Source organism: uncultured Brevundimonas sp. (assembly GCF_937870815.1).
Lineage (GTDB): Bacteria > Pseudomonadota > Alphaproteobacteria > Caulobacterales > Caulobacteraceae > Brevundimonas.
Window position 1 is genome coordinate 1 of the sequence record NZ_CALMZS010000198.1, and the last position, 12590, is coordinate 12590.

A 12590-nucleotide genomic window follows, 5' to 3' on the forward strand; every position below is an offset into this window, starting at 1 on the left:
TGAAGGGCGTCGCCGGCGTGGACACCATCGGCGGCTTCGAGCAACAGTATGTCGTCGAACCGGACCCGACCCGCCTGGCCCAGTACGGCGTCTCCTTCACCGAACTGGCCGAAGGCCTCGAGGCCGCCAACCTGTCGGTCGGCGCCAACTTCGTCGAACGCGGCGGCGAGGCCTATCTGGTGCGGGCCGACGCCCGCATCCGCAGCCTGTCGCAGATCGAGGAGGCCATCATCGCCACGCGTGGCGGCGTTCCCGTCGCGGTCCGGGATGTGGCCGCCGTCCGTCTCGGGGGCGATCTGCGGACCGGCGCCGCGACCATGAACGGGCACGAGGTCGTCATCGGCACCACCCTGATGCTGATCGGCGAGAACAGCCGCACCGTGGCGAGCGCCGTCGGCGAGCAACTTGAGGTCACCACACGGTCCTTGCCGCCTGGCATCAAGGTCACGCCGGTCCTCGACCGGTCCAAGCTGGTCAACGCCACGATCTCGACCGTCCAGCGCAACCTGATCGAGGGGGCCATCCTGGTCGCCATCGCCCTGTTCCTGCTGCTCGGCAACGTCCGCGCCGCTCTGATCGCCGTGGCGATCATCCCGATCTCCTTCTTCATGACCGCCATCGGCATGAATTTCATGGGGGTGTCGGGAAACCTGATGAGTCTCGGAGCGCTGGACTTCGGTCTGATCGTCGACGGCTCCGTCATCATCATCGAAAATTGCCTGCGGCGCTTGTCCGAGCGGCAGCACCATGAAGGCCGGCTGCTCACCTTGCGCGAGCGGCTGGAGGAAACCACCATCGCCACCCAGGAGATGATCAAGCCGACCGTCTACGGTCAGGCCATCATCCTTCTGGTCTTCGCGCCCCTGCTGACCTTCCAGGGCGTGGAGGGCAAGACCTTCTCGCCCATGGCCATCACCCTGATGCTGGCCCTGGTCGCCGCCTTCATCCTGTCGATCACCTTCATCCCGGCGATGGTGGCGCTCGTCATGCGCAACAAGGTCTCGGAGAAGGACGTCTTCATCATTCGCTGGATCAAGGCGAAGTATGAGCCCGTCCTTCACCAGGCCGTCGCCCGTCCCTGGCCCTTCGTCGGTGGCGGTGTGGCCCTTTTCCTTGTGGCCGGTCTGGTGTTCACGACGTTGGGTCAGGAGTTCATCCCGACCCTGGACGAACGCAACCTGGCCGTCGCGTCCCAGCGCGTGCCGTCGACCGCTGTTGAACAATCCACTCGGATGCAGCTAGGTGTCGAGAGGGCGATCACTGGACTGCCCGAAGTCGAGTTGATGTTCTCCAAGACCGGCACCGCCGAGGTGGCCACGGATCCCATGCCGCCCAACATTTCGGACGGCTTCATCATCCTCAAGCCGCAGGACGAGTGGCCCGACGGCGTCGACACCAAGGAAGACGTCATCGAACGGGTTGAGGCCGCTGCCAACGCCCAGGTCGGACAAGGCTATGAAGTCAGCCAGCCGATCGAGCTGCGCTTCAACGAACTGATCGCGGGCGTCCGCGGGGATGTGGCCATCAAGCTCTATGGCGACGACCTCGACAAGCTGACGGCGACGGCCAATCAGATCGCCGCACAGCTGACCTCCACGCCTGGCTCGGCCGACGTCAAGGTCGAGCAGACCAGCGGTGCCCCGGCGCTCGACGTCACCTTCGACCGGGCCGCCATCGCGCGGTTCGGCCTGACGGTGCAGGAGGTCGCCGATACGGTCGCGGCCGCCATGGGCGGTCGCGAGGCCGGCCAGCTGTTCGAGGGCGACCGTCGCTTCGACGTGGTGGTGCGGGTGCCCGGCGCGAGCCGCAACGACCTCGACGCCCTCGGGGCCATCCCGGTGATGCTGCCGGAAGCGGAGGGCCGCACCCGCGCCTCCGTGCCCTTGCGACAGGTCGCCTCGTTCCGCTTCACCGAGGGGCTGAACCAGATCAGCCGGGAGAACGGCAAGCGGCGCGTGGTGATCCAGGCCAACGTCCGCGGTCGCGACGTCGGCTCCTTCGTCACCGAAGCGACGCCCAAGGTCGAACGTATCCCGCTTCCGGCGGGGTCCTGGATCGAATGGGGCGGACAGTTCCAGAATTTGAAGGCGGCGTCCGATCGTCTGGCTCTGGTGGTCCCGATCTGCTTCCTGGCCATCTTCGCGGTCCTGTTCCTGGCCGTGGGGACGTTCGGACGGGCCGTTGCGGTCTTCCTGACCGTGCCCCTCGGGCTGGCGGGCGGGGTCTTCGCTCTGGCCCTGACCGGCATCTCCTTCTCGGTGTCGGCGGCGGTGGGCTTCATCTGCCTGGCCGGCGTGGCGGTGTTGAACGGCCTGGTGGTCATGTCGTCGATCCGGCAACGGCTCGATGACGGCATGGAGCTATCCCGCTCCATCATCGAGGGCTGCATGGAACGGGTGCGACCGGTCATCATGACCGGCCTGGTGCCCGCCATCGGCTTCGTGCCCATGGCCCTGGCTCACGGCACGGGCGCCGAGGTGCAGAAACCCCTGGCCATGGTGGTCATCGGCGGACTGGTCACCGCGACCCTGCTCACCTTGCTGGTCCTGCCGGCCATGAGCCGGCTGGTCCTCGGCCTCACCGAGGGGCGACGTCCCAAACCCACCGACATGCCGGCCATCGAGCCGGTCCCGGCGGAATAGTCCAGGTCCCCGCCGTCGTATCGGCGGCGGGGATCCCCATCCAAGGAGGCGATCATGCCCGACCCGATCAAACTGATGCGACTCTACACCGATGAGGCCGCCTATTTCGGCGATCGCAAGGTCTTCGAAATCGTGACCGAACGCGCCCAGGCGGCCGGCCTGGCGGGCGCGACGGTCCTGCGAGCCCTCGTGGGTTTCGGCCACACGCCCCACCTTCATCGCCGCCATCTGCTCGACGACGACCAGTCCCTGATCGTCGAACTGCTCGACCGCGAATCCAGGCTCAGGGCGTTTCTGGAAACCCTGTCCGATCTCGAACACCTCGGCCCCGTCACTCTTGAGGCCGTGGAGGTCCTGCGCTGGCCGGAACCCACGCCGGCAGACGCCCGTCAGGAGACCGTCGAATGACGTCCGAGGATATCGCGCGGCCGAAGAGCGAAGCCCATGCCGAAGGGGCGGGTGGCGGCCACGAACATGGCCACGGGGGCGTTCTGGGTCCCAACACCGAGGTGATTTTCGCCCTGGCTTCCGGCGGAGCCCTGAGCCTGGGCTTCGCCCTCGAAAAACTGGCGGCGGGCGTTCCGGACTGGGGCCCGCTCGCGCTCTACCTTATCGCCTACGGCTTCGGCGGTCTCTTCACCGTCCGTGAAGCGTTCGAGAACCTCCGGCAGAAGCGGTTCGAGATCGACACCCTCATGCTCGTCGCCGCGGCGGGCGCGGCGGCGCTCGGCGCCTGGGCGGAGGGAGCCCTTCTGTTGTTCCTGTTCAGCATCGGCCATGCCCTTGAAAACTACGCCATGGGGCGGGCCAGGCGTGCGATCGAGGCCCTGGCTGAACTGGCGCCCCGAACCGCCCATGTCCGGCGTGACGGACAGGTCGTCGAACTTCCGGTCGAGGATCTGCGGGTCGGCGACACCGTGGTGGTTCGTCCGAACGAACGGCTTCCGGCGGACGGCTTCATCGTGGAAGGAACGACGAGCATCAATCAGGCGCCGGTCACCGGCGAGAGCATGCCGGTCGACAAGCAGCCGGTCGCGGACGCGGCCGCCGCCCGCGCCCGGCCGGCCCAGGTTGGACCGGCGTCCCTGGTCTTCGCGGGCACCATCAACGGCGCCGGCGCCATCGAGATCGAGACGACCCGCAAATCGAGCGACACCACCCTGGCCAAGGTGGTGCGGATGGTGAGTGAGGCCGAGACGCAGAAGTCGCCGACGCAGCGCTTCACCGACCGGTTCGAGCGCATCTTCGTGCCCCTGGTGCTGGCGCTGGCCTTCGTGCTGCTGTTCGCCTGGGTGGTGGTCGACGAGCCGTTTCGCGACAGCTTCTACCGGTCCATGGCGGTGCTGGTCGCGGCCAGCCCCTGCGCGCTTGCCATCGCCACCCCCAGCGCCGTCCTGTCCGGTGTGGCGCGCGCGGCGCGCGCCGGCGTCCTGATCAAGGGCGGCGCGCCGCTGGAGAACCTCGGCTCGCTCAATGCGATCGCGTTCGACAAGACCGGCACCCTGACCGAGGGCCGGCCTCGCATCACCGAGGTCGTGCCGGTGCGCGGGACCCGGGAAGCCGACCTTCTGGCCACCGCCATCGCCGTTGAGCGGCTCAGCGACCATCCGCTGGCGGAGGCGATTGTGCGCGACGGCGCCGAACGACTGGGCGACACGGGTCTTGAGGCCGCGACCGACCTCAAGAGCCTCACGGGAAAGGGCGTGACCGCTGAACTGGGCGGTGAGACGATCTGGATCGGAAAGCCGGAGATGTTCGGGGCCGACGGCGTGGCCGCCCTCGGCGATGAGGCGACGGCCGTCGTCGTCCAGCTCCGCCTGCAGGGTCGGACCCTTATGGTGGTGCGGAGGGGCGCGCGAGACCTCGGGGTGATCGGCCTGCTCGATACGCCCCGCGCCGCGGCGCGGACGACGCTCACCGCGCTCCGGGCCCTGGGCGTTCAGCGCATGATCATGATCTCGGGCGATCACCAGAAGGCGGCCCAGGCCATCGCCGGTCAGGTCGGGCTGACCGAGGCTTGGGGCGATCTGATGCCCGAGGACAAGGTCGACGCCATCAAACGCCTGCGCGCGGACGGCAAGATCGCCATGGTCGGCGACGGGGTGAACGATGCGCCGGCGATGGCCACGGCCACGGTCGGTATCGCCATGGGCGCGGCCGGTTCGGATGTCGCGCTCGAGACCGCGGACGTCGCCCTGATGTCGGACGACCTGTCCCAACTGCCCTTCACCATCGGCCTGAGCCGACGGACCCGCGGCATTATTCGCCAGAACCTCTACGTCAGCCTCGGCGTCGTCGCCTTCCTCGTGCCGGCGACCATCCTCGGACTGGGCATCGGTCCGGCCGTGGCGCTTCATGAAGGCTCGACCCTGCTGGTGGTGATCAACGCCCTGAGGCTGCTCGGCTACCGTGACCCGGCAGGGGACCGGACCCCCAATGAAATACCGGTGGCTCGCCAGGGGGCACCGGCAGATTCGAGGATACCGTCATGAAACGGATCGGATGGGCTTCGGCCATCGCCCTCTTTCTCGCGCTCTCCGCCTTCGCCTTCGGCCTGCTCTCCCGGCAGCCTTCCGGTGTGATCGACGAGCGTCCTCCCATGGACGCACGCCCGATCGACACCGAGGCCAGCCATGGCGGGATCCCCGCTGACAGCCCGTCGACCCGCGCCTTTCGCGAGGCGAACGCGCAAATGCATCGCGACATGAGCGTCGACTACACGGGCGACGCCGATATCGATTTCCTGCGCGCCATGATCGCCAATCAGGAAGGGGCCCTCGCCATGGCGCGGATCGCCGTTGAGCATGGCGAAGCGCCGGAGGTCCGCAGTCTCGCCGAAGAGATTATTGCGGGCCGGGATGTCGAGATCGTGCGCATGAAGGTCATGCTCGCGCGCCACGAGGATGGTCCGGTCACGGCCGGAAAGCGCTGACGCCGTGGGAGGAAAGCGTTCCGCTATCCGAAGCCGCGAGCTCCGCTGGCGTGAAGGTCGCTATGGCAAGCGGCGGCGCGTTCGTCCTCAGAGGCGGCCCGCGGAGCCGCGGCCCGTGCGTGACGCCGTGGTGGCCGTCGCCGCCGGTCTGGTGGCCGCCGGCGTTGCCCTGTCTATCGCGTTCGGCCTGTTGGAGGCGTACCGGATGCCGCTCCATTACGGCTACGGTCTGGTCCTTGGAATCATCGTCGGCGGCGGTGCGTTGGCGGGGCCTCGCGATCGCACCGGCTGGATGATCACGGGGGCGATCGCTCTCGCCTGGCTGCTGGGGACCGGTTACCTCTATTCCGTGCGCGACCAGATCCACCTCCGCCCCGAAGGGCATCATGGAAGGGCCACCGTCGTCTTCGAACCGGGACCGGGCTGAGCGCCGGGCGAGGTCAACATCGGCGGGCATTCCGTGGCCTGGCCGGTTTCAGCGCAGGCGGCCGGCGCGAGCCGTCTGGCGCGGCCCGACGCAAGGGCGGATCGTTTCACACGAGCATCCGGGTGTGCTGACGGTCACTCGCGAGGGTTTCGCCGGGCGGCCGAACCGGGTCAGCGGCACTCCACGGTGAGATGTCCGAGTTCGTGGACCGGCCGCAGCCGGGTCCGTATGGTTTCGCTGTCGACCGCTCCGGTGACGCTGACGATGGCGGCGTGGGCCTCTGGTCCGACCCGCCAGACGTGCAGGTCGGTGATCCGGGCATCGCCCGGTCCCTCCACGCATTCGCGTACCTCGGCCTCGAGGGCGCTGTCCGTCGTGTCGAGCAGGACCGCGGCGGTGTCGCGCATCAGCGACCATGACCATCGTGCGATGACGATGGCGCCGACGACGCCCATCAATGGATCCAGCCAGACCCAGCCGAGATAGCGGCCCGCCACCAGGGCGACGATGGCCAGCACCGACGTCAGGGCGTCGGCCAGGACGTGGAAATAGGCTGAGCGCAGGTTGTTGTCGCGATGGGCGCCGTGCCCGGAGTGATGAGCATCATGGTGATCGTCATCATGGTCATGACCATGGGGGCCGTGATCGTGATGGCCGTGATGATGATGATGATGATGACCGCCCCCGGCCAGCAGCATAGCGCTGGCCAGATTGACCCCCAGACCGAGAACGGCGACGAGCGTGGCCTGACCGAAGGCGACCGAGCGCGGGTCGAACAGGCGCGCGATGGACTCACCGGCGATCCCGAGCGCGACGATGCCCAGCACCAAGGCCGAGGCGAAGCCGGCGAGGTCGCCCACCTTGCCGGTCCCGAAGCTGAAGCGCCGGTTGTCCGAATGGCGCTTGGCATAGGCATAGGCCCCGGCCGCCACGGCCAGGGCGCCGGCATGGGTGGCCATGTGGAAACCGTCGGCCAGCAGGGCCATCGAGCCATAGACCATGCCGGCGATGATCTCCCCGACCATCATGACGGCGGTCAGGCCGACGACCCACAACGTCCGCCGCGCACTCTCATCGTGCGACCGGCTGAGGAAATGATGATCGTGGGTCAGATAGTCGAACTCGGTCGGGTTCATGTCGCGGGTCTTCACCTGGAATAGCGGCGGATGAGGAGGCTCAGTTCGTCAGCGCCGCTTTGGCGATCCGCCTGGCTCAGCCCGGGATCGGCGACGTGGTGACGAAGATGATCTTCGATCAGCTCTTCCAGCAATCCGCTCATGGCGCCGCGGGCGGCGGCGGCCTGCTGCAGGATTTGCGAACAGCCGGCCTCCGCCTCGATCGCGCGCTCGATCGCCCCGAGCTGGCCGGCGATGCGGCGGACGCGGGCGACGAGCTTCTTCTTGTTGGTGGAGGTGTGGGCCATAGGTACTCCCCTATAGTATCTTGCCGGAACGCGCGAGGGTGGTTAGAAGGCGCTTCCTGTTGGGGAGTAGCTTCCGGCATCTGATCGCCGGGGTCGGGTCAACACACTCGCGTTTCGACGCGTGGTCCGACCAGCGGAACCACCGCCTGGCGAGACCAGCGCGTCCCACCGCCGCACCGGCCGGGGAGGGAAGCGCTGTTCGTCGCCCGGTGGATACCCTTCATGACTCCCCTTGCCATCGCTGTCCTCTCACTCAGCATGTCCACCGATGCTTTCGCAGCGGCTCTCGGTCGCGGCGCGTCGCACCGTCCGACCCTGCCTGGCGCGGTCAAGGCGGGTCTGGTGTTCGGTGTCATCGAAGCCATCACGCCCTTGATAGGCTGGGGGCTCGGCATGGTCGCCGCGGGTCTGGTCGAGAAGATCGATCACTGGATCGCCTTCGGCCTGCTGGCCGCCGTGGGCGGCAGGATGATCCGGGAAGCGACCCGTTTCCGACCGGGGGATGCGTGCGACGAGCCGCGCCGTTCCGGACCCTGGGGGCTGATCGCGACGGCGGTCGGGACCAGTATCGACGCCGCTGCCGTCGGGGTCGGCCTGGCCTTCATCGGGGCCAATATCTGGATCATCGCCGCCTCGATCGGGCTCACGACCTTCCTGCTCGCGACCATCGGCATGGTGATCGGTCGTATGGTCGGCCGGCGCTTTGGCAAGGCGGTTGAGCTGTTAGGGGGTCTCGCCCTCGTCGCGCTCGGCCTGGCCATCCTGCTCGAGCACCTGGGCGTCCTCGGCGCCTAGACGGCCTCCGGGCCCGGCTTCAGGCCCGGGCGGAGCCGGAGTTCGCGAAGGCATGGGTCTGGCGCGGATGTCGTGGGGCAACAGCGCGTCCATCACATAGAAGCCGTACCCCGCCAGTTCCCTGGCGACGCGGGCGATCTCGTCCTGTCGACGCCCTGAGAGGTCGGTCTCAATGTCCGTCGGCTTGATCACGAAAGCCCTCCTGCCCGAGCATCGGAGAGACGCCGTCGGGGAGCTTGCCGCAACTCAACAAGCTGTCATCGTCGCGCCGTGGTGGAGCGCCGCAGACCTGTCAGGCCGAAGCACGGGCGCTCGGTCGACAGCCACACCCTTCGGGTCCACCGGGCCTTTCAATGAGCAGATCCGGGAGGGACGGCTCAGTGGGGAAGACAGGCCGCCGGTCCGGCGGGCGAGCGCGCGGTCGGCACCGGCAGCCTGGGCCGCGCGTTTTGAGGCGGGGATGACCTGTGCGGCACGAAGGACCGGTCCCAGGCAAGACAAGGACGCGCGAGAGCGACAGGAAGTGGCGTTCCCCGAAGGCCGTGCCATCAGCCGCGCGATTGAGGAAAGAACCCAGGGCGGCCGGGCCTTTCGACGGGTCATTCGACGACGCGGGCGACGACGCGGGCGTGGGTAGCTCCCGATCGAAGATCCTGATCAGCGCCGGGTGTAGGCGGGTAGATCGGGTGCCGTGGAGGGTGTGGGATTGCGTTCGAGGTCGGCGATGAGCGCGTCCATCTCGGCGATCTCGCGCTTTTGCGCCTCGATGATGCCGTCGGCGAGTTCGCGCACCCGCGGGTCGCGGATATGGGCGCGCTCGCTGGTCAGGATGGCGATCGAGTGATGCGGGATCATCGCGCGCATATAGTCGACGTCATTGACCGTCTCCTGACTGCGGACGAGCCAGAGCGATCCGGCGAACACCAGGACGGCTCCGCCGATGATGGCCAGGTTCAGACGCTTGTCCGTGTACATCTTGAGCATGAACAGCAGCATGATGACGGCCATGACCGCGCCCATCACCAGCGCCATCCAGGCCCGGGTCTCGCTGAACCGGGCGTGGTCCAGCTGGTAGGTGTTCAGATACATCAATCCGAACATGACGAGTGTGGATGTCGCGATCATCGCGCCGAAGCGCAGATAGGTCTTGGCGTTCATGATAAACCTCCGTTCCTTCAAGTCCGGCCGAAACGTGTCGTAAACTTCAGGGTTGCCGGGGTGAAAAAAGATCGGCCGGACGGACGAATTCAACGACCCTCGGTGAGGGAATTCGACCTCGAAGACGTAATGCACTTGTCGTTCCGGGCCGCGCTGAATCGCCAGGCCTGTCACGAGGGTGCACGAGGCGCACCCGGCGAAAGGGCGTCAGACGGTCCCGCACGGGGGAGGTGTCCGGCCTTCGAAGCGTCGCCGGATCCAGCGGCGTCCAGGTTTTTCCACACCCAGATGCAGCGCGGCGGCGGCGGCGACGGTGACCACGAACAGGGCCGCCAGTTCCAGGGGCGACATGTAGAAGCCGCTGTCGATCCCGCGAAGTTCCGAGGCGATGCCCTTGTAGGCCACCAGCAGCGGCATATGGACCAGGTAGAGCGCGAAGGAGGCCTCGCCCGAGAAGACGGCCAGAGGTGAGGACAGGGGACCTTGTTCAGCAGCCTTGGCGAGCATGGACCAGGTCAGGATGACCGGCGCGGCCAGGGCAACGACCAGCCGGTCGTCGAGACTGAACTGCATGGCCAGCAGAAGGCCCAGGGAGGCGATCACGCAAGCGGCGATGGCGATGGGGCGGGGCCAGTGCCATTGATGGCCCAGCCCATAGAGCGCCATTCCGATCAGGAACTCCGGAAGGATGCGCAGGATGCCCATGTTGTCCTCGGCACGCGGCAGCACCTTGCCGAACATCTGGCCATAGACGGCGTCGATCACGACGAAGCCGAGCGCGCCCAGAAAGAGCAGGGCCCAGGGTCGGGTCTTCAACTTCATCGCGATCAGCGCATAGGCAGGGAAGAGCAGATAGGCGAACCACTCGGCAGACAGGGACCAGGACGGGCCGCTCCAGTTGTAGCCGAGCAGGTTCGGGAACCAGGCCTGGACGAGCAGCAAGGTTTTGACGAACCCCTCGAGTGTGTAGGTGGTCGGATCGTACTGAACCCCGGCGGCGCGGGCGACGATCACCATGACCAGGACTCCGCCCAGCACCGCCAGGTGCAGGGGGTAGAGCCGGGCGATGCGGGCGACGATGAAGCGCCGGTAGCTGAAGGTTCCGGCTGCGAAGGACGGGCCGTAGACGTGCGCCAGGATGAACCCCGACAGCATGAAAAAGGCATCCACCGCCAGCCGGGACCGCTCGATGATCGGGCTGAAACCCAGGGCGGGATCCCACTGAAGCTGGTAGTGGAACAGGACCACGCCCACCGCCAGAAAGGCCCGCAGGCTGGTCAGGGCTCTCAGATCAGCGGGATAGCCGTCGCGCGTGGGCGTTACGGACGTCATGCGCGAAGGCCCCCAGGATCAGACGGGACACGAACGTCCGCCTAATTGATCTACGCATCGGTCGCGGAAAGCCCTCATGCCGGCGAGACTTTGGGACTCGTGCACTCTTCCTTGCCGTTGCGGACGCCCGCCCCGGTTCCGGTCAGTCGATGTCAGGATCCTTGCGGGTTTCTCTCCTGGGGGCGATGAAGCCTGTCGTCAGTGCCGGTGATCGGCTGACGGGAACCCCGAGAGCGTATGGCCTGGCCTTCATCGAGCACGGATCTGGCCTTGGGTGATGGCTGGGCCGCCTACACAGGGCCGCACGCGGATCACCTCGCCCATGCTCATGTCGCAACCCAGCTGGCCGTGGCGCGCTCAGGCTCTGTTCGGGTGGTTCTGGGCGAAAGTCGCGCCCTGAGCGGGCCGGCGCTCATCGTCGGGCCCGGTGTGCAGCACCGGATGACGGACGAGGGCGGGGCGGTCCTGCTGCTGTATCTTGAGACCCACACACCGCTTGCCTCCAGACTTCTGGAACTGATCGCCCCGGCGGATGCGGCCGTCGCGCCTCCCTCCGTGTCAGCGTTGCTGAGCCTTGAAGCCCCGCCGGAAAGGGTGGTCGCGGCCCTCAGGGAGGGGCTCGGGGTAGAAGAAGCGAGGCTGGATCCACGCCTTGAAGCGGCCTTGTTGAAGGCGTCCGAGGACTCGACGCCGGGCGCGATCGCCCGGGCCGCCGGCGCCGTCGGCCTGTCGCCTGCCCGCCTCAGGGTTCTGGCCCGGGCGCAAATGCAGGTTCCGCTCTCGCAATGGCTGCTTTGGCGAAAGCTGCAGAGGGCCGGTCAGGAGATGGCACGCGGGGCCGGGCTGGCCCAGGCGGCTGTCGCCGGCGGTTTCGCCGATCAGGCGCACCTCAGCCGTGTGACACGGCGCATGTTCGGTGTGACGCCCTTGCAGGCGTCCGGCGCGGTACGTTCTGAGGGCAATCGGTTCGTTCAATAGATCCCCCTCAAGGCGGTGCAGGATTGAGGCTCAATGGAGCCTTCCGATGCCTCTGATCAGGATCCTCATCCGTGTCGCCTATGCGCCCGTGTTCTTCGTGGGCTTTCTGTGGTCCGCCGTGATCCTCGGCGACAGTGGCGCGCCGCTGTGGGGTCTGCCGATCCTGCTGGGCATGGCGCTGGCCGTCTCCTTCGTGGCCGAGAGGGTGGTTCCCTATGAGCGGGCCTGGAACCGTTCGCACGGCGACGACGGACGCGACCTGCTGCACGCGGTGATCAATGAAACATCGATCTTCCTGTCGGTGCTGGCCGTGCCGCTCGTTGCCGGTCTGATTCCGGATTCCGGTGCCTGGCCGGACGACTGGCCGCTGTTGTGGCAACTGGGAGCCGCGATCCTGGTGGCGGATCTGGGTATCACCCTGGCCCACTACGCCAGCCACCGCATCGCGGCCCTGTGGCGGCTGCACGCCGTGCATCACGCCGTCAAGCGCATGTATGGATTCAACGGCTTGCTGAAGCATCCCCTCCATCAAGCGATCGAGCTGACAGCGGGTGTTGCGCCTCTGGTGCTCATGGGGATGCCCCAGAACATCGCCTGGCTGCTGGCCTTCGCCGTGGCGATCCAACTCATCCTGCAGCATTCCAACGTCGACATGAAGATCGGACCGTTGGTCTACATCTGGGCCGTGGCACCCGCTCACCGCCACCACCATCTGGCGTCACAGACTGACGGTGACGTCAATTTCGGACTGTTCACCAGCCTGTGGGATCATCTGCTGGGCACATTCCGATCCGGCGCGGACACGCCCCGGGCCGGCGAAATTGGCGTGTTCGGTCGACCGGACTATCCGAAGGGATATCTCCTCCAGCTCATGGAGCCGTTCCGGCGACGTGCCTGACCCGA

12 protein-coding genes and 1 riboswitch are annotated in these 12590 nt (G+C 67.1%); of the genes, 8 read left to right on the top strand and 4 right to left on the bottom strand.

Going from position 1 to position 12590, the window contains the following annotated elements; translation table 11 throughout:
• The 5 genes from Q0588_RS13345 to Q0588_RS13365 all read left to right on the top strand — a co-directional run.
• On the top strand, positions 1-2642 hold a 2642-nt coding region (locus tag Q0588_RS13345; protein ID WP_298747020.1), incomplete at its 5' end, for a CusA/CzcA family heavy metal efflux RND transporter.
• A gap of 54 nt (positions 2643-2696) precedes the next feature.
• Positions 2697-3050, top strand: coding sequence for a DUF190 domain-containing protein (locus Q0588_RS13350; protein WP_298747023.1), 354 nt, complete (start codon positions 2697-2699; stop codon positions 3048-3050).
• A complete protein-coding gene (locus Q0588_RS13355; RefSeq protein WP_298747026.1) occupies positions 3047-5134 on the top strand; it encodes a heavy metal translocating P-type ATPase in 2088 nt (695 codons plus the stop codon). The genes Q0588_RS13350 and Q0588_RS13355 overlap by 4 nt, the downstream gene beginning before the upstream one ends.
• Positions 5131-5574 carry a DUF305 domain-containing protein gene (locus Q0588_RS13360; RefSeq protein ID WP_298747028.1) on the top strand — a complete coding sequence of 148 codons (444 nt, stop codon included), beginning with the start codon at positions 5131-5133 and terminating at the stop codon, positions 5572-5574. The genes Q0588_RS13355 and Q0588_RS13360 overlap by 4 nt, the downstream gene beginning before the upstream one ends.
• Before the next feature lie 115 nt (positions 5575-5689).
• Entirely contained in the window at positions 5690-6001 is a 312-nt protein-coding gene (locus Q0588_RS13365; protein ID WP_298747031.1) for a hypothetical protein, read from the top strand.
• 170 nt (positions 6002-6171) lie between these two features.
• Here the strand turns inward: Q0588_RS13365 and dmeF are convergent, their stop codons facing one another.
• Positions 6172-7137, bottom strand: a complete 966-nt coding sequence (dmeF, locus tag Q0588_RS13370; protein ID WP_298747034.1) for a CDF family Co(II)/Ni(II) efflux transporter DmeF — start codon at positions 7135-7137, stop codon at positions 6172-6174.
• An 11-nt stretch (positions 7138-7148) separates the two neighbouring features.
• Positions 7149-7424 carry a metal/formaldehyde-sensitive transcriptional repressor gene (locus tag Q0588_RS13375; protein ID WP_298747037.1) on the bottom strand — a complete coding sequence of 92 codons (276 nt, stop codon included), beginning with the start codon at positions 7422-7424 and terminating at the stop codon, positions 7149-7151.
• A gap of 52 nt (positions 7425-7476) precedes the next feature.
• Positions 7477-7645: riboswitch (yybP-ykoY riboswitch) on the top strand.
• Position 7646: 1 nt separating this feature from the next.
• On the opposite strand from Q0588_RS13375, the gene Q0588_RS13380 reads away from it, so the two are divergent.
• A complete protein-coding gene (locus Q0588_RS13380; RefSeq protein ID WP_298747040.1) occupies positions 7647-8219 on the top strand; it encodes a manganese efflux pump MntP family protein in 573 nt (190 codons plus the stop codon).
• Positions 8220-8876: 657 nt separating this feature from the next.
• On the opposite strand, the gene Q0588_RS13385 is transcribed toward Q0588_RS13380, so the two are convergent.
• Both Q0588_RS13385 and Q0588_RS13390 read right to left on the bottom strand, forming a co-directional pair.
• Positions 8877-9377 (bottom strand): DUF305 domain-containing protein, encoded by a 501-nt coding sequence (locus Q0588_RS13385; protein WP_298747043.1) that lies wholly within the window; start codon positions 9375-9377, stop codon positions 8877-8879.
• Between the two features lie 207 nt (positions 9378-9584).
• Positions 9585-10709, bottom strand: coding sequence for an acyltransferase (locus Q0588_RS13390; protein WP_298747045.1), 1125 nt, complete (start codon positions 10707-10709; stop codon positions 9585-9587).
• 270 nt (positions 10710-10979) lie between these two features.
• Here Q0588_RS13390 and Q0588_RS13395 point away from each other — a divergent pair, with 270 nt between their 5' ends.
• Together Q0588_RS13395 and Q0588_RS13400 are read left to right on the top strand one after the other, a co-directional pair.
• Complete coding sequence (locus tag Q0588_RS13395; protein ID WP_298747048.1) at positions 10980-11687, top strand: helix-turn-helix domain-containing protein; 708 nt, start codon at positions 10980-10982, stop codon at positions 11685-11687.
• Between the two features lie 46 nt (positions 11688-11733).
• Complete coding sequence (locus Q0588_RS13400) at positions 11734-12585, top strand: sterol desaturase family protein (protein WP_298747051.1); 852 nt, start codon at positions 11734-11736, stop codon at positions 12583-12585.
• Positions 12586-12590 lie beyond the last annotated feature (5 nt).